Origin of the sequence: Lentibacillus sp. JNUCC-1 (genome assembly GCF_009741735.1) — a bacterium.
Taxonomy (GTDB): Bacteria; Bacillota; Bacilli; order Bacillales; family Amphibacillaceae; genus Lentibacillus_B.
On record NZ_WHOH01000003.1, the window covers coordinates 837,958 to 856,322 of the forward strand.

The following is an 18,365-nucleotide window of genomic DNA, read 5'->3' on the forward strand; positions in this document are numbered from 1 at the left end:
TTTAGCCATAAGCTAAAAATGATAAAACAACTGCCCCAAAAAGGGCAGTTGTTTGACGCTGCAGATTAAGATTTTTCTTTTTTGTTTTTATTACCATTGTTTTGGTCGCTTTTAGAGCCGTTGTTGCCTCCATTGCCAGAGCCACCATTGTCGTCTCCGCCGCCGGAGCCACCATTGCCGTCTCCATTACCGGAGTCGTTTCCGCCGCCGGAGCCACCATTGTCGTCTCCATTACCAGAGCCGTTTCCGTCACCGGAGCCACCATTGTTGCCTCCATTACCAGACCCGTTTCCGTTGCCAGATCCACCATTGTTCGTTCCGCCGTTGTTATGATTGTTACCATCTTTGTTCTTATCTTTATTTTTGTCTTTGTTTTGATCCGGCTTTTCTTTTTTATCGTCTTTGGTTTCCGTTAAAGACCCCACTTTGACCGTATTGGATGGATCAGAGACATTTCCGAAGTAGTCTACAGCAACAACTCGGTAAATCCCTTTTTGTCCAGAAATTGAGTAGGCTGTATCTGTTGATTGACCAATTTTAGTAAAAGAACCGCCTGGCTGACTGGCTCTGTAAATATAGTAGCCAATGATATTATTACTCATCGGTTTTTTCCATACCAGCTTTCCCCCTGTGGATTTAAGTCCGGGTGGGGCTGAAGGCGCTTTTCCGTCGTTTTTTAACTGGTTGCTAAAATTTGTGTTTGGAATTCCGATCTTCTTCCAAGCTTCCGGATTTAATTTGGAGTAGATGTCGGTTAAGTCGTCAAGTTTGTCGTAGCCTTTCCGCTTCAAAAATTCTGGGTTAAACATCACACCGTCTCCTTTAACAAACGATTGTGGTGTATTCGGACCTGCAATTACTGCCCGACCATCAACCATAACATAAGAACCTGTGACTAAACTGTCATCTTCTTCTTTTGGTGCATATTTCGCGTTGAACAGATCCGTTTTCACAAGGCCAACCTTTTGACATAAATCAGAAGGGAGCATGCCTGATACCGCGCAGTAACTTCTCTCAACAATGCCGTCCGGACGCTGGAATCTTTCATCTGGTAAGACGAGTTCAGGAGCCACATCGGCAGCTGCATTGACTAAGGTTGCCCATAGTAATCCGCTTCGTTTGTAATATGGCATGTAACCTTGAAAATCAAGGCTCTTTTGATATTGATAGCCCATCCAAGTGCCAAACGTAATGTTCGGATTCCCTCCTACAAACCAAACATCGGAAGTATCTTGAGATGTGCCGGATTTTCCAAACCAGTCGATGTTTTTATTGTTGAGATAAGACTGGGCGTACACACCTGTACCGTCATTCATAACGTCACGCAGCATATCCATGAGTAAATAATTGGTCTGAGGAGAAAATACGTCATTCTGCTTCACTTCGTGTTCGTAAATGACATCCCCTTCTTTGGTTGTGATCTTATCAATCATATAAGTGTCTTTAAACTTACCATTGTTGGAAATGGTACTAAACGCATTCACATTATCCTCTACTGTAACCCCATGACTAGTTGCCCCAATTGCAAGGGAAAGATGCGAGTACTCATCTTCTCCTAACGTATTAATACCCATTGGTTTTAAATATTGGTCAACGATGTTCTCATCGTTGATTTTACCGTAAGTTTTAATAGCAGGTATATTGATTGAGTTGGCCAAGGCATGGCGTGCTGAAACCATACCGGAAAAGGATTTTGTTACGTTTTGTGGAGTATATCCTTCGCGACCTGGAAACGTTGTTTTTGCATCCAAAATAGGGGACCCTGGTTGAACTTCCCCTTTTTCCATAGCGGGCCCGTATACGAGTAATGGCTTCATCGTACTGCCATTGGACCTCACTCTTGTTGTGAAGTTGACTTGATTTTCTTGGTCATAGCCGCGTCCTCCCACAAAAGCAATCGTTCTGCCTGTACTGTTGTCAATCATGTATGCGCCCACTTCGACACGTTGTTTAATCTTGAATGTTTCATCTCCAAGCTTAATCTTACCTTCCCAGTCAGGACCGTAGTGTTCAAAGTTTTGGGCGGCTTTTTGCAATGCGTCATATATCCCCTTATTAATGGTAGAGTGGATTTGATAGCCATTGCGTCGCAGATTTCGTTCTGCCATAATATCGTATTTTTCATTTAGATCTTCATCATTGCTCAGATCATCCAATGTATAGCCATCTTTGTCTGCTAGGACTTCCTTTATAATATCTTGTGCTCTGTCTTGTAATTCAAATGTCAAATACGGATATTTTTCCAGGGCAGCGGTTTGTTTGCTGGTGAAATCTTGAGTCAGGTCATAGGCCAATGCGTCTTTATATTCTTTTTCGCTGATGTATTCTTCCTCATACATGCGCTGCAACACAGCTTCCATACGTCTTAACCCAGGTTCGAGCGCTTCTTTACTTTTTAAACCGCCATGGTTTTTAAAAGGTGTGTAGGCATAAGGGTTTTTTGGAAGACCAGCCAAAAAGGCAGCCTGTGGCAGGGTCAGGTCTTTTGCATCTACACCAAAGACCCCTTTTGCAGCTGTTTGCACCCCGGCAATGTTCTGTCCCGAAGCCTCACGCCCATATGGTACAACATTAAGATAAGCTTCCAGAATTTCATCTTTATCAAAGAAATTTTCCAGTCGCATGGCGAGGAGAATCTCTTTTGCTTTTCTCTCGAATGAAACTTCATTTGTTAGTATTTGATTTTTGATGAGCTGTTGTGTGAGTGTACTGCCCCCCGATTTGGATGATGAATTGGTGGCTTCCTGAACGAGAGCGCGTAAAATAGCCTTTGGAACAATGCCATTATGTGTTCTGAAATACTCGTCTTCCGTAGCAATAACGGCATTAATCAACTTGTCTGATACCTGGTCAAGCTTAATCTCATCGCGGTGTAAGTCTGAATTGACATCACCAAAATAAATATTATTGTCAAAGTATAAGGTCGATGTTTCTTCGTAATCGTAAATCGCTTGTTCCATATCAGAAGCGGCTCTGACGGGTTCATCCTTAACGAGAGAGGCAAAATAGCCAACACCGATACCGCCGGCGAAAAAGATCCCGATGAAACCAACAATCAGGAAAAATAAGACTACGTTCCACGCAATATCGTACGTGATACGGGAATACCGCTGTATTTTTCCTGTATGCCATATCGTCAGCCATTTTTCTTTATATTTATGATATAATTGTTTTAAATCCACGATAATACCTCCTAAAAGCTTCATTCGTATTATAGCATAATTTCATTCGTGGACACAGAATATTTTTGTTGATTGGAGTGTGGAACATGGACATATTAGAGGATCTTGAACAAAGAGGCTTAATTAATCAAACAACAGACCGTGAAGGGTTGGAGAAAAAACTCGCTAAAGAAGAAGTTACATTGTATTGTGGGTTCGATCCTACAGGTGACAGTTTACATATCGGGCATTTGGTGCCTCTCACGATGCTGAAACGTTTTCAAAAAGCAGGACATAAACCAATTGCTTTGGTCGGCGGTGGCACAGGTATGATAGGAGATCCTAGCGGTCGCTCCAGCGAACGCTCGTTGAATACGACAGAGGTTGTTAAAGGCTATAGTGAAAAAATCAGGCAACAGATTCATAACATTTTAGGCGTGGATGATCCTGTCGAAGAAAACCCAGTTGTCGTGCGCAACAATCATGATTGGTTGTCTCAAATGACGGTAATTGATTTCCTGCGTGATGCCGGAAAACACTTTGGTGTGAATTACATGCTCGGGAAGGAATCTGTTTCAGCACGGATCGATCAGGGCATCTCATACACAGAGTTCAGTTATATGATCTTACAATCACTCGATTACCTGAAACTGTATGAAGAAGAGAATTGTACTTTACAAATCGGTGGCAGCGATCAATGGGGTAATATTACAGCAGGTATGGAACTGATTCGCAGGTCTAGAGAGGATCAAGCAGAGGAAATCAATGTATATGGTTTAACAGTCCCCCTCATAACCAAGGCAGATGGTACCAAATTTGGCAAAACTGCTGGCGGAGCCATTTGGCTTGATGGTGAAAAAACCACACCTTATGAATTTTATCAGTTTTGGATTAATACAGACGACAGGGATGTCATTAAGTTTCTGCATTACTTTACATTCCTGACAGCTGAAGAGATAGAGGAGCTTGTGTGGGAAGTCACTAATCAACCAGGCAAACGTGTGGCTCAAAAGCGGCTTGCTGAAGAAATGACTCGGAGTATCCATGGGGATGCAGCGCTTGAACAAGCCCAAAAAATTACCGGTGCCTTGTTTAGCGGGGAATTATCCAATTTGACAGCCGATGAGATCAAACAAGGTTTTAAGGATGTGCCTGCAAGTGATATGACTAAAGCGGACATGCCGTTGGTTGACTTGCTTGTAGATGCAAACATTTCATCTTCAAAACGTCAGGCGCGGGAAGATATCAATAACGGCGCCATCTACATTAATGGGCAGCGGAATCAGGAAGTTGCCTATGTTGTCACAGAACAGGATCGTATAGAAGATCAGTTTATGATCGTGAGACGCGGCAAGAAAAAATACTTTATGATTAGATTCATATAAAATAATGCCCTTGAATCCAACAGATTCAAGGGCTAAACTTTTTAAAGTCTGGTACACAAAACCCCAATTCCATATCAAAAGGAATTGGGGTTTTGTTAACACCTTTATTAACGTGAGTAGAATTCAACGATAAGAGCTTCGTTGATTTCTGCAGGAAGTTCTGCACGCTCAGGATAGCGATTGTACGTTCCTTCAAGGTTATTTTCGTCGAAAGTCAAGTATTCTGGAACAAAGTTATTAACTTCGATGGCTTCTTTGATTGTGTCAAGGTTTTGTGAACGTTCACGCAATCCGATAGCCTGACCAGGTTTCACACGGTATGATGGAATGTCCACACGCTTTCCATCAACAGTTACATGACCATGGTTAACGAGCTGACGAGCTTGTTTACGTGTACGGGCAAGACCTAAACGGTATACAAGGTTATCAAGACGTGACTCAAGAAGAATCATGAAGTTCTCACCATGAACACCTTGCATTTTGCCTGCACTGTCAAACAAGTTGCGGAATTGACGTTCGTTCAGACCGTACATGAAACGCAATTTTTGCTTTTCTTGAAGCTGAAGACCGTATTCCGAGATTTTTCTGCGCGTGTTAGCGCCATGTTGACCAGGCGGGTAAGGACGACGATCAATTTCTTTACCGGTGCCTGTTAATGATATGCCGAGACGGCGGGACTTTTTCCAAACTGATCCTGTAAAACGAGACATTGGATTTGTCCTCCTTTATTGTTTTATTCGCATAAAATAAAACCGCATGTGCCTTACACTGTGCATTTTGTTTTCATGTACCATCGCTCCAGCAGCAAAGAGTTACACGATACACCTCTTAAAGACGGAGGAACAAAATGACCTCAGACGCAGGTACATTCAAGCTACTGTTTATTTTACACAACGTCTAGTATATAATTTTGAACAAGTTAAGTCAAGGAAGAAATACATATGTATAAAAAAATAACGAAGCAGGGTTAAATCTCACACTTTATGGGTATATGTGCTAAAATGACCATATAACCATTAATCTTTTAGTTCAAAAGACCTAAAGGCGAGAGAGAGGGTGAGTTGATGACGCAGTTGATGAATTTTCGCATGAAAATCAAAGCATTGTATTTTGAAATTTCCAGTATGGCGCAGGACAGTTTGACTCAGACAGCGTATGAGAAATGGGTAACAGAACTCAAACATATAACAGAAAGTGAAAAAGTAGTTGTGTATACATACGATCCATGGGAGAAATGTTATAAAAAACAGACAATAGATGATGAAAATGGCTCTATGATGTTGTATGAGATACGTGCGATAAAGGGAGAAACTTTTTCAACTGCTTTTAAAGCAGCTCACCCCGGAAACGATTTTTGTGTTATAGAGAAGTCTAACCTTTCGGATGGGATAATGCTGGTGCTTTCAAAGGAAGGCACAGCATTTAAACAAGCATCTTGGGATACGCTTGTAACTGAAACACTCTGTTTAATTCAACTACTCTTAAAGCATAATCAAAAAGAGCGTAATCACGAGCGGATGAACTTTTCATTTCAATTATCAACCAGTCTAAATGGACTAAGGACTAAAAAGAATATTTTGGCTGAATTAAAACATGCTCTTCAAAAACGTTATCATACATTTGATTATGAATTATTACTGTCTCAAGATTATGATACTGATGATACGTTTCCTGTGCAGTTAATTCCTTATACAGACCAGGAAACGAGACGCATGAGTACAGAAGCTTTCATGACGGGTGAAATGCAGTCAGAATACCAGGAAGAGTCTGGACGCCCTTGCCTTTATGTCCCGCTGACTGGTGAGCAGGGCGTTTATGGAGTGTTGAAAATATTGGGTGAGAAAGGTAAAAACATTCCAGAAGAGGAGTGTCATTTTATCGCAAAAGCTTTAAATGTTGCAGGAAAAGCAATGGAAGGTGCGGCGTTATATGAACGGACCAACCGTCTTGTGAATGACCTGAAGTGGATGAATCAGGTTACCCATGAGCTGAACGCCGGTCTTGATTTAAAAGAAATTGTGTCGCTGATGCATGATCGTACAATGGAGGTTTCCGGTGCGTCTGAGGTTGGCGTTGTGTTTATTAACGAATGGCATGACCAGTTCCATGAGATTCAATCAATAAGCACGCCATATTTCCACACTCAACAAGGGCGATCGTTCACGAGCTATATTATAAAGCAAATCAGAGAAAAACAGGAAAGCGTATTTGCGGGAAACCTTCCAGACCAAACAGAGGTGACCCATTACTGTTCAGTGATGGCTGTGCCGATGATGCACAATGGGGCGGTGGAGGGTGCTGTTATTGCGGTTCATGAAGAAGCTTATTCTTTCTCCCTTGATACGTTGAAGCTCTTTCAATCGTTTATTCAACATTCAAGTCTGGCCTTTTCCAATGCATTGTTAAAAGCTGAGCTTGAAACAGCTGTGATTACGGATTATTTGACACAGTTGTATACACGGAGTCATGTGGATGAGAAGGTTATAGAACATATGCTGACCGGGAACGGAGGGGCACTTATTTTTTTTGATATTGATGATTTTAAAACGATTAATGATACATATGGGCATCACATAGGTGATGAAGTAATCATTCAAATTGCCCGGATTGTGGAGTCTACCATACCAAAGGATTCTATGGCTTGCCGTTGGGGTGGAGAGGAAATCGCCATATATATACCTGAAGCCGATATTTCTGATGGCCTTATAGTAGCCAGAGATATCAGAGAGAATATAGCCCATGAAACAGAGCCAGCCGTAACAGTTTCCTGCGGGGTGGCCTCCTGGGAAAAAGATCAAACAGATTCGGCCAGAGATCTATTCGGAAGGGCTGATCAGGCGCTGTATGAGGCAAAAGAAACCGGCAAAAACAGAATTGTGCTGGAACATAATAAGCATTTGAACTGCTGAAGTTCGTTTTGAATGACAACAAGCCCTGAATTAATTCAGGGCTTGTTCCAATTGATGCACAAATGCTTCCATATAACGCTGGTCAATCTCATCGAATCGTTCGGTGTGAGGACTGTCAATGTCCAGTACCCCATAAACGGTATCGTTTTTAATAATAGGCACAACCAGTTCGGATTGTGAAGCACTGTCACATGCGATATGCCCGGGAAACTTGGAGACATCAGCAATGCGCTGTGTTGTTTTTGTGGAGACTGCAGTACCGCATACGCCTTTTCCATAGGGAATGCGAATGCATGCAGGGAGCCCCTGAAAAGGTCCAAGCACCAGTTCATTTTCCCGCCAAATATAAAAACCGACCCAGTTAATTTCGGATAAAAACTGGTTTAGCAATGCAGCTGCATTTGACAGGATGGCCACGTGATCAGATTCACCTTCATTTAAAGCGTTAAGCTGTTTCAATAGCAGTTCATAATCTTTCTCTTGACTACCCGTGTATTTTTCTGTTTTAAACATATGACATCCTCCAATTTAAATTATTGTTCAATATTTCAATCATTGCTATAATCACCTTCAGGCAGGAATACACATGAAAAGCGTCGTATATAGATTATAGGCCATTTTTATTAAGAGAAAGGGGGCGTAAAGATCGTGAAACCTAATTCCTCAAAGCGCAAGGTGTTAGAAGCAGCCTCGCGTTTGTTCTATCAGAAGGGATTCACCGGAACATCTGTCAGAGATATTGCTGAACAAGCAGATGTGAATGTTTCCTTAATCAGCTATTATTTTAAAAATAAACAAGGATTGCTCGAATATGCTGTAACGCATTATTATGAAGCATACTTAGAAACGATTAAACATACGCTTGAAAACATGAAAGAGCAAAGCCCAGTCGTTAAACTGAACGAAATAATAAATGTCATTATACACTACAAGCAAACACATCATCAATTGTCTTGTCTCATACACCGTGAATTGTCACTTGACTCGGTATTTGTTAGAGAAGTAAGTGTGACATATCTTGCGAAAGAAAATTATTACATACGCAATGCTTTTTATGATATTCTGCCGGACCACTTAAGAAACAAATATGAACGGGAGTTTCTTTATTTACAGTTGAAAGGAATGATTGCTGCCCCGTTTGTTCTGCAAAACGAAAGACGTGATAAGGCCCTTGATCAATATTCTAATGAATTGTTCGCTAATCAATATTCACGCACAATCCACAGATGGATTACACATCTGGCAGCTGAAACAAAAAAGAAATAAATACATAATCAACAAAGAGATTTTGTCCAAAAGAGAGCGATTTTCAATCAAAATTCGACACTATTGGTAAAAAAATATGTCAAAAGCACAATTTAATTGCTTTTTCTTGTTCCAAAATCTCAGTAACATGGTATCATTGTAATTAATAAAACTATTGTTCCGGTTTGTATTGGAGCAACCTCTTTAATTAGGAACATGGCTGGAGGTTTGGCATGATGGAATTCTATATCGGTATTATACTGCTTATTATTGCGCTGATTATATTTGGATTAATCATGCGGAAACGAATTTATGATACGGTGGACCGGCTTGAAGCCTGGAAACTTGAAATGATGAACCGCAACATTGCCTATGAATTGGGTCAGATCAAACGCTTAAACCTTTCGGGCGACACGCAAGAAAGGTTTGAATCGTGGAAGACGCGCTGGGAAAGCATCGTTACCAGTGATTTGCCCAATGTTGAGGAATATTTATTTGACGCTGAAGAGGCGGCTGATAAATTTCGTTTTCCCACCGCAAAGAAAAACCTTCGAAAAATTGAACAAACACTTGAAACAGCTGAGAATGACATAGAAAAAATATTAACGGAGCTTGATGAACTCCTTGAGACGGAAAAAGTAAGTCGAGAAGATATTGAACAATTGGAACCAGATATTCAGGACTTACGGCAAACCATTCTAAATAATCGGTATCAGTTTGGAAAAGCAGATGTCAGATTTGAGGTCTGGATTGACGAATTGCGGGAACGCTTGAAGGACTATCATGAACTTGTCGAAGAAGGCAACTACTTCGAAGCTCAGGAACACGTGGAAACACTAAAAGCAGATGTCAGCGAGCTGCAGGAAACGCTCAAAACGTTCCCAGGGATTTATCGCAGAACAAAACGTGAATTACCATCAGAGCTTGATGATTTATATTCTGGTCTTAAAGAGATGAAGGAAGGCGGCTACCGGATCGAGCATCTTGGTTTTGAAAAAGAAATTCAAACACATCACCGTCAACTTCTCGATGCTCTCGACCAGCTGGAGAAAGGACAGATCCAAGAAGTCGTTCCTGTACTTGATGAAATAGAAAAGCGGATCAAGGAAATGTATGACCTTCTGGAAAAAGAAGCTGTCGCCCGTAACTTTGTGGAATCCAAAACGCCCGGGTATGAACGCTTGCTTGAGTCATTAGATCAAGACTTCAGAAAAACTCAAGAAGAAGTGGCAACACTTAAGGAAGCCTACCATTTTGATGATCGAGATATGGAAAGATACTTAAGCCTTGAGAAATCCATCAATCAAATGAATCATCACATGCAAGCATTTAAAGCAGACAAAGAGTCGGAAGCACATGCTTCATTGAGGGAACAACTTGAAGAAGGTATGGCTCATATTGAAAAGTTGCAACAAGACCATAAGAACTTCAAAGAAACCATTCGTACCCTCAGAAAAGATGAGATCGAAGCAAAAGCGAACATTAAAGAAATGAAAGAAAAAGTGCATATGCTCCATCGCAAGTTAATCAAGAGTAACATTCCGGGTGTGCCCGGATTTATCTGGAACATGATGGAAGAAGCAATGGATAAAAATGATCATGTTCTCAAGGTATTGGAGAAACATCCGCTGGACATGGCAGAAGTTCACCAAATCCTTTACGATGCAAAACAAAAAGTTGACCAGACTGAAGAACAAACGACTTTAGTACTTGAACAAGCTTATTTGACAGAACGTGTCATCCAGTATGCCAACCGCTACCGCAGCCAATACCCATTACTCGCAACGAAATTGACAGAGTCAGAGCGGCTGTTTCGTTCTTTTGAATACGAATTGGCGCTTGAAAAGGCTGCAACCGCACTTGAAGAAGTGGAACCGGGAGCACTAGGCCGTATTGAAGCCAATATTGACGAAAAAGATCTCGTGTACGAATCATAAAGGTCCCGTCCATGAATACAAAAGAGACTGTCTTTCGGATGTTAAGCCGGAGTCAGTCTCGTTTCATGTTTGGTGATTTAAAAGAGTTTTTGGAAAGGAATATAAATCATGATTTATTTAGACAACAGTGCAACAACAAAACCACATCCCTCTGTGATAAAAAGCTTTGAGCAATCTGCATCTGAATACTTTGCAAATCCATCAAGCATTCATGCGTTTGGAGGTACCGCCGAAAAGTTATTGCAGCAGGCCAGACAGCAAATCGCCGATCTGATTGGAGTGAAACCCACAGAAATTGTATTTACATCTGGAGGCACTGAAGCGAATAATACTGCTATTAAGGGAATCGCTTTGAAACATCAGTCACGAGGGCGCCATATTATAACAACTTCAGTAGAACACCCTTCAGTTCGGGAAGCTTGTCAGGCATTGGAAGAACTGGGATTCGAGGTGACTTATCTGCCGGTTGACCATAACGGGGTTGTCAGTGCAGATTTGGTTCAAGAAGCTATACGTAAGGAGACGATTTTAATAAGTGTTATGCACGTGAACAACGAAACAGGGGCTATTCAACCCGTGGAAGAGATCCGCGAAATCGTTAAACAACATCCGAAGATATTTTTCCATGTCGATGATGTTCAGGGGTTTGGCAAGGTACCGCTTAATTTATCGAAAGAAGGCATTGATCTTGCTGCCGTTTCCGGACATAAAATACATGGATTAAAAGGGACTGGTTTACTCTATGTCAGAGAAGGCACAACTTTATTCCCATTGCTTCATGGCGGCTCTCAAGAACATGCCAAGCGAGCAGGGACCGAGAATGTCCCGGGGGTTGTTTCGCTAGCCAAAGCAGTCCGACTTGTAACAGAAATGCGCGGAAACCATCTTAAAGACTTGTATGAAATTCACGAATTTCTTTATGAGAGCCTGAAGCAGATGCCTGAAATCAAAATAAATACCCCTGAGCATTCTGCGCCACATATCATAAATATCTCCACCCCGTGGGCAAAGCCAGAGGTGCTTGTGCATGTGCTTGATGAACGCGGTATTTATATTTCTACAAAATCAGCATGCAGCTCCAAAGAGGGAGAAGCGAGTCCTGTGCTGCTTGCTTGTGGGCATGACACCAGACGTGCACAGTCATCTGTAAGGATTAGTTTGACATACGAAACAACCAAAGAGGAAGTAAGAATGTTTTTAAAAGCATTGCAAGAAGCCCTCAATCAATTAAAGAAAGTGATGAAATAACTTATGAAATATAATCATATTATGGTGCGTTACAGTGAAATTGCCTTAAAAGGCGGCAACAGAAAGATGTTTATTCTCAAACTTCAAGATAACATCCGTGATCGCTTAAAAAGCTTTCCGGGTATTAAAGTACAGCGAACACAAGGCAGACTGTTTATTTTTTTGAATGGTCATGACCCTGAACCGATTATGAATAAATGCCAGACCATTTTTGGTATTCACAGCATGAGCCCTGCGGTCAAACTCGAGAGCAACCTGGAAACAATTAAGCAGACCGCACTTGAGGCACTTGTGTCCGCTTCAGAGGTGGAAACGTTCAAAGTTGTGGTGAAACGGATTGATAAGACTTTTCCGCACCGGTCACAAGAGATGAACCAAATTCTTGGCGGCTATCTCTTGAAACAGACTGAAGGTTACACGGTCGATGTTCATAGGCCCGACCTGGAAATCAGAGTTGAGATCCGCAATGAGGCCACTTATATGACGTCATATGTCGTCCAAGGTGCTAAAGGACTTCCAGCAGGGACATCCGGAAAGTCTTTGCTGCTTCTCTCAGGGGGCATCGATAGCCCGGTTGCAGGCTATTTAGCTATGAAGCGTGGTGTTCAGCTTGAGGCTATTCATTTCCACTCTCCGCCATTCACCAGTGACAGAGCCAAACAGAAGGTGTTTGATTTGGCTGATGTATTGTCAGAGTATGGTACCAAGGTCAAAATACATGTCGTACCTTTCACCAAGATTCAACAAACCATTTTCAGGGAAATGCCTGAAAACTATGCCATGACGATCATGCGCCGCATTATGCTTAGAATTAGTGAACAAGTATGCAGAAATCAAGATATTCTTTCTATGATCACTGGTGAAAGTCTCGGGCAGGTAGCAAGCCAGACAATGCATAGCATGAATACCATTAATGAAGTAACCAACTACCCAATCCTTAGGCCATTGGTTGCGATGGACAAACATGACATTATAGAAATTTCCAGGACAATAGGGACGTATGATATTTCAATTCGTCCATACGAGGATTGCTGTACCGTATTTGTTCCTAAATCCCCTAAGACGCGCCCAAGAAGAGACAAAACGCTCCAGTTTGAATCACAATATGACTTCTCATCTTTAATTGATGAAGCTGTTGAAGGGATCGAAACGGTCATTCGAACAGGACGTGATTCCAATACTGATGAATTCACAGATCTTTTTTAACCTATAAACCTTGTCAGTTCAGGCATAAAAGTAAAGTAGCAACAACTTCCAACTAAAAATCTGCATGAAAGGTCTCATTTCCACACACTCTATGTGTACCAAAGGAGGTGAGACATCATGGCAAAAAGCAACAACTCAAATCAACTTGTTGTGCCTGGCGCTCAACAAGCTTTGGATCAAATGAAAACTGAAATTGCTCAGGAGTTTGGCGTACAGCTTGGCCCTGACAACACATCACGTGCAAACGGTTCTGTAGGCGGCGAAATTACAAAGCGTCTCGTCCAGACAGCACAGCAACAAATGGGTGGATACCAATAATTGAATAAAATGGCTAAAGGAGCTCTCGTTCACGAGAGCTCCTTTTAAATGGGATTATTCGTCTAAAAATGTTCTTTTCACTCTGTCCCAGAATGAATTATCTTTTAACTTAATTGTTTTAATAACTTTGTTCCCCAAAGAAACTTTCATACTTCTGATATTCTGAATAGAGTAAGCTTCGTTATCCAAGCCGACCACTGGGTAATCATTGCCGTCCTGAACCACATGAATATCCAGGGTCCGGTTTTGATTCAAAATGAATGAAGATCCAAGTGTCCGGTATGTGTTGTTGTTAAGCGATGCGAGTTCAGTCACTTGAAAACAAGGGGTTTTGGGGTCGATTACTGCCCCGCCGGCAGATTTGCTGTACCCGGTGCTGCCGGTAGGAGTTGATACAATCAACCCATCTCCTCTGAACGTTTCAAAATAGTGGTTGTCAATATAAACATCCATTACAATTGTTTTGATAATCGTGGAACGGACACTTGCTTCATTTAAACACTGAAATGTACTCTCTCCATTGACACATACATCAATGACTGGGAAGCGCCTTACTTCTTTTTCTGCATGGTTGATCATATCGATCATTTCATCGAAGTGATCAATGTTAAAATCACAATATAAACCGGCTTCATCTGAACGGGTTAACCCTGTATATAAGCAATCCTGTCTGAATCCGGTTGCACGAACTGCCCTGAGAAATGCCCCATCACCTCCGACACTCACAATGATATTGGCATCTTTAGACTCATCCACCACCGTAAACCCGTTGTCTTCTGCCAGCTTGTACAATGGCTGCAACTGCTTTTCCAACTCTTTATCTCTGGCATAGTAAAAGTAAATAGATGTCCGATCATCCATGTTATTCAAGCCTCCAATTATCTGTATAGACTATTATTATTTTATCACTTACCATTTAAAAAACCCATTAGAAAGAAAATCGAATAAAACTTACTGACCGGTACAAACTAAACAAAGGATATGTAGGCTGGGAGAATTGTTTATGATTTGGTTGATGATAAGTACAGCAGGTGTAGTGGTACTCGTGTTGCTCGCTTCAAGACTTTTTATCAGTCTAAAGATTGTTTATGAAGCTGCCGAACAATATATATCACTCAGATTCAGCTTGCTCAGTGTTACATTTTATAAATTTCACATCCCTTTAGAGCAAATAGATCAAATGCAGTCATTCCCACGTACAAATGGATTGTTAAAAGATCTGTTTACTTTAAAAAACGCAGGCAGGGAAATATTTAAAAGAATCAGGTGTGACCGTTTAAAGTGGCATACGAATATCGGTTTATCTGAAGCGGATCTCACTGCTATTGCAGCAGGTGGTTTATGGTCTGTTAAATCTACTTTAATTGCTGTGCTTATGAAGCATATGCAGACTCGGAAGAAACCTGAAATATACATTACACCAAATTTTAAAACCACTGACTTTTCTTCTTCCTTAGAGGGCAAATTCAGCATTACAATTGGTCAAATGATATATATGGCCTTTACAGCCTTACACATACAGCGCCATTAACTTTTATCAGATTGAAACAGGAGGTTTTACACATGGATACACACCCCATCCAGAGCTTAATGACGACAGCAATGGAGAATTTAAAAGAGATGGTTGAAGTTAACACCATCATAGGAGACCCAATAGAGTCTTCTGATGGCAGCATGATCATTCCAATATCTAAAGCGGGGTTTGGTTTTGCCGCAGGTGGCAGTGACTATTTACCTCAAGGCTCCGAAACTTCAGGTGGCGGGGAATTAGCTTTCGGCGGAGGAAGTGGTGGAGGTGTATCGATTACACCAATTGCGTTTCTTGTTATAAAGAATAAAGACGTTCAAATGATTCACATCGATCAGCAAACCCATATTTATGAAAAACTCCTTGAACTCGCACCACAAGCAGCAGATAAAATTGAAAAAATGATCCAGAACTTCAGTAAATCTTCTTCTAACCAAGAATCTTCTTCGTCTAACCAAGATGAAAAAAAACAGCAGCACTATGACATATAACATTGTTTGATCTTGCAAATAGAAGGGAACAGCATAATTGTAATGAGAAATCCTTTTCTCTATCAGACTTACACAGGAGGAATGATCCGATTGGCTAACGTAACTTTTAACAATGATCCGGTAACACTAGCGGGCAAAGAGGTGAAAGTCGGGGACACGGCTCCTGATTTCAAGGTCGTATCCAATGATCTACAAGACGTGACACTCAGCGATTATAAAGGGAAGATCAAATTGATTGCAGCCGTTCCCTCTGTCGATACTGGCGTATGTGCAACTGAGACAAAACGGTTTAATGAAGAAGCAGAGAAGCTTGACAACGTACAAGTTCTTACGATCAGTATGGACTTACCATTTGCCCAAGGCAGATGGAAATCCTCAAACGATATTAAAAATCTTGAATTATTATCTGACCACAGAGATGCTGATTTTGGAGAAAAATACGGAGCCTTAATCACAGAACTCAGATTGTTGGCTCGTGCTGTATTTGTGGTGGATTCAAAAGATAAAGTCACATACGTGCAGTATGTGGACGAGGTAACCGATTATCCTGATTACGAAGCTGCTCTGGAAGCTGCTAAATCGTCACAATAACGTCAAATTAGCCCCTGCCTTAAATGGCTGGGGCTTTATACTTAAATAACAGTCACTGTTTTGAGAGCTCTCAATGCGCTAAAATTTTGTACAACAGAAGTGAACCTTGCTACAATAAGATATAAATAACTGTTGTACGGAGGAAATAGCGTGAAAAAAACGAATGTCGAATTTTTGTATGAATGGTTGGATGAAACAACTGAAATGCTACATATGAACGAACCTTATCTGGACAGGTTAATGCTGACCATGGAGACACTTCATTTAGATGAGCCCGCTCCTGGAATTCCAGATAAAGCCAAAACACACATGCAAAAAATGCTAGATGGTGTAGACCTTAAACAATTGAAAAGCGAAGACATCAGAAATGCGATTCAACTTGCGGTAATCAAGGGGATGAAGGACTCAACACAGCAACAGCATTTAATCACCCCGGAAACAATCGCCTTGATTATTGCGTATCTTGCCGCGAAATTTAATCAAGATCGCACACCAACTGTCCTCTTTGACCCTGTAAGCGGGAGTGCCAATTTGTTGACAGCAGTTCTTGAGCAAATGCCAGAACAAACAGCTGCATATGCGGCAGAAGTGGATCCTACTTTAGTGCAACTTGCTGTATTAAATGCAAACCTGCAAAAGAAAGAAATCGAATTCTTTCATCAGGACAGCTTACAGCCAATGCTTTTAGACCCGGTTGATATGGTGGTGGCAGACTTGCCAGTAGGGTATTACCCGGATGATGTCCAGGCGGCGTCTTTTGAATTGAACAGTGAAGAAGGGCATGCGTATGCCCATCACCTCATGATTGAACAAAGCTTGCGTTATACAAAAGCAGGCGGCTATTTAATCTTTATAGTGCCCGCCTTTTTATTTGAGAGCGATCAGGCAGGCAAACTTCGGGACTTTATCAGGACACACGCCCATATCGTGGGTATGCTCAGTTTGCCGGAAAGTGCTTTTAAAGACAAGCGACATCAAAAAAGCATATTGATCTTGCAGAAAAAAGGCGAAACAACACATGCACCTAAACAACCTTTGCTGGTACAATTCCCTTCATTCAAAGATCATAATGCTGTGGCGAGTGTTATGGTCCAAATGAATAACTGGTTTAAAACCTATCAGAGTAAAAAACAGGAGTGAACGCAAGTGAGTTATATATTAGCAATAAATGCAGGCAGTTCATCACTTAAATTTCAGCTGATCAACATGCCTGAAGAAACCGTACTCACAAAAGGCCTTGTAGAACGAATCGGCCTTGAGGAATCCATTTTCACGATAGAAACATCTGATCAGGAAAACAAGCTCGAAACAACCATACCAGATCATGAAGCTGCAGTGAGACATGTGCTTGATGGGTTGCTGTCTTCCGGTGTGATTAGCGATTTCTCTGATATTCATGGTGTTGGGCACAGGATTGTTCATGGCGGTGAACATTTTACTGATGCTGTTTTAATTACCGATGATGTTATCAGGAAAATAGAAGATATATCAGATTTGGCTCCACTGCACAATCCCGCCAATTTAACAGGCATCCATGCATTTAAAAAGATATTGCCGGAAGTCCCGATGGTGGCGGTGTTTGATACGGCTTTTCACCAGACAATGCCACAGCAATCTTATTTATACAGCTTACCTTATGAGTATTATGAAAAGTATGGTATTCGGAAATATGGTTTTCATGGCACCTCACATAAATATGTTGCACATCGGGCTTCAGAAATGTTGGGCATACCAATTGAGCATTTACGTCTCATTTCATGCCACTTAGGTAATGGAGCAAGTGTTGCAGCAATTGAATATGGACGCTCAATTGATACTTCGATGGGCTTCACACCTCTCGCGGGTGTCACGATGGGCACGCGTTCCGGGAATATTGATCCCGCTCTGATTCCGTATATTATGGAGAAAACAGGTAAAACAGCTGAAGAAGTCATCCATGTATTAAATAAAGAAAGCGGAATATTGGCCTTATCAGGCTTTTCCAGTGACTTTCGTGATATTGAGGAGCAAGTGGATGTTAACAAAAGAGCAGAACTTGCTTTGAATGTATTTGCCGGTAAAATTCACAAATATATCGGTTCTTATGCGGCCAGAATGAGTGGTGTTGATGCGATTATATTCACCGCTGGCGTTGGGGAAAACAGTCATGTTGTTCGTGAAAAAATCCTCACGGGCCTGGAATTCATGGGAGTGTACTGGGATTCTAAGTCTAACAATGTGAGAGGTAAAGAAGCATATTTGAACTTTTCTTATTCCCCGGTCAAAGTTATGGTGATCCCGACGAATGAAGAAGTCATGATTGCAAGGGAAACATTGAACTTGATTGAGGAATAGGAGGCAATTTAC

General features: G+C 41.4%; 16 protein-coding genes. 12 read left to right on the top strand and 4 right to left on the bottom strand.

Translation table 11 applies throughout. From position 1 onward, the window contains the following. Window positions 1–65 precede the first annotated feature (65 nt). Window positions 66–3,182, bottom strand: coding sequence for a transglycosylase domain-containing protein (locus tag JNUCC1_RS14685; RefSeq protein ID WP_331713802.1), 3,117 nt, complete (start codon window positions 3,180–3,182; stop codon window positions 66–68). An 86-nt stretch (window positions 3,183–3,268) separates the two neighbouring features. Here JNUCC1_RS14685 and tyrS point away from each other — a divergent pair, with 86 nt between their 5' ends. Then, window positions 3,269–4,546 carry a tyrosine--tRNA ligase gene (gene tyrS, locus JNUCC1_RS14690; protein WP_156646146.1) on the top strand — a complete coding sequence of 426 codons (1,278 nt, stop codon included), beginning with the start codon at window positions 3,269–3,271 and terminating at the stop codon, window positions 4,544–4,546. Between the two features lie 107 nt (window positions 4,547–4,653). On the opposite strand, the gene rpsD is transcribed toward tyrS, so the two are convergent. Further along, a complete protein-coding gene (rpsD, locus tag JNUCC1_RS14695) occupies window positions 4,654–5,256 on the bottom strand; it encodes a 30S ribosomal protein S4 (RefSeq protein ID WP_156646147.1) in 603 nt (200 codons plus the stop codon). Between the two features lie 354 nt (window positions 5,257–5,610). Here rpsD and JNUCC1_RS14700 point away from each other — a divergent pair, with 354 nt between their 5' ends. Further along, window positions 5,611–7,455: a sensor domain-containing diguanylate cyclase gene (locus JNUCC1_RS14700; RefSeq protein WP_156646148.1), complete on the top strand. Its 1,845-nt coding sequence runs from the start codon at window positions 5,611–5,613 to the stop codon at window positions 7,453–7,455. 30 nt (window positions 7,456–7,485) lie between these two features. Here JNUCC1_RS14700 and JNUCC1_RS14705 read toward each other — a convergent pair whose 3' ends face one another. Then, a complete protein-coding gene (locus JNUCC1_RS14705; protein WP_156646149.1) occupies window positions 7,486–7,968 on the bottom strand; it encodes a GAF domain-containing protein in 483 nt (160 codons plus the stop codon). A gap of 135 nt (window positions 7,969–8,103) precedes the next feature. On the opposite strand from JNUCC1_RS14705, the gene refZ reads away from it, so the two are divergent. The 5 genes from refZ (at window position 8,104) to JNUCC1_RS14730 (ending at window position 13,409) form a co-directional block, all read left to right on the top strand. Next, the gene (refZ, locus tag JNUCC1_RS14710; protein ID WP_331713803.1) at window positions 8,104–8,721 is read left to right on the top strand and encodes a forespore capture DNA-binding protein RefZ; all 618 of its coding nucleotides are present in this window, start codon (window positions 8,104–8,106) and stop codon (window positions 8,719–8,721) included. 212 nt (window positions 8,722–8,933) lie between these two features. Further along, on the top strand, window positions 8,934–10,637 hold the full coding sequence (gene ezrA / locus JNUCC1_RS14715; protein ID WP_231784241.1) for a septation ring formation regulator EzrA: 1,704 nt from the start codon (window positions 8,934–8,936) through the stop codon (window positions 10,635–10,637). A 108-nt stretch (window positions 10,638–10,745) separates the two neighbouring features. After that, entirely contained in the window at window positions 10,746–11,885 is a 1,140-nt protein-coding gene (locus JNUCC1_RS14720) for a cysteine desulfurase family protein (RefSeq protein WP_156646150.1), read from the top strand. A gap of 3 nt (window positions 11,886–11,888) precedes the next feature. Then, window positions 11,889–13,091 carry a tRNA uracil 4-sulfurtransferase ThiI gene (gene thiI, locus JNUCC1_RS14725; protein WP_156646151.1) on the top strand — a complete coding sequence of 401 codons (1,203 nt, stop codon included), beginning with the start codon at window positions 11,889–11,891 and terminating at the stop codon, window positions 13,089–13,091. 117 nt (window positions 13,092–13,208) lie between these two features. Next, the gene (locus tag JNUCC1_RS14730; protein ID WP_156646152.1) at window positions 13,209–13,409 is read left to right on the top strand and encodes an alpha/beta-type small acid-soluble spore protein; all 201 of its coding nucleotides are present in this window, start codon (window positions 13,209–13,211) and stop codon (window positions 13,407–13,409) included. Between the two features lie 54 nt (window positions 13,410–13,463). Here the strand turns inward: JNUCC1_RS14730 and JNUCC1_RS14735 are convergent, their stop codons facing one another. Further along, window positions 13,464–14,270 carry an NAD kinase gene (locus tag JNUCC1_RS14735; protein ID WP_156646153.1) on the bottom strand — a complete coding sequence of 269 codons (807 nt, stop codon included), beginning with the start codon at window positions 14,268–14,270 and terminating at the stop codon, window positions 13,464–13,466. Window positions 14,271–14,412: 142 nt separating this feature from the next. On the opposite strand from JNUCC1_RS14735, the gene JNUCC1_RS14740 reads away from it, so the two are divergent. From JNUCC1_RS14740 to JNUCC1_RS14760, 5 genes are all read left to right on the top strand, one after another. Next, a complete protein-coding gene (locus JNUCC1_RS14740; RefSeq protein ID WP_156646154.1) occupies window positions 14,413–14,940 on the top strand; it encodes a DUF2953 domain-containing protein in 528 nt (175 codons plus the stop codon). Between the two features lie 32 nt (window positions 14,941–14,972). Next, window positions 14,973–15,428: a GerW family sporulation protein gene (gene ytfJ, locus JNUCC1_RS14745; RefSeq protein WP_156646155.1), complete on the top strand. Its 456-nt coding sequence runs from the start codon at window positions 14,973–14,975 to the stop codon at window positions 15,426–15,428. A 90-nt stretch (window positions 15,429–15,518) separates the two neighbouring features. After that, window positions 15,519–16,019, top strand: coding sequence for a thiol peroxidase (tpx, locus tag JNUCC1_RS14750; RefSeq protein WP_156646156.1), 501 nt, complete (start codon window positions 15,519–15,521; stop codon window positions 16,017–16,019). Window positions 16,020–16,169: 150 nt separating this feature from the next. Continuing rightward, window positions 16,170–17,159: a class I SAM-dependent methyltransferase gene (locus JNUCC1_RS14755; RefSeq protein ID WP_331713804.1), complete on the top strand. Its 990-nt coding sequence runs from the start codon at window positions 16,170–16,172 to the stop codon at window positions 17,157–17,159. 6 nt (window positions 17,160–17,165) lie between these two features. Then, complete coding sequence (locus JNUCC1_RS14760; protein WP_331713805.1) at window positions 17,166–18,353, top strand: acetate kinase; 1,188 nt, start codon at window positions 17,166–17,168, stop codon at window positions 18,351–18,353. Window positions 18,354–18,365: the final 12 nt, after the last annotated feature.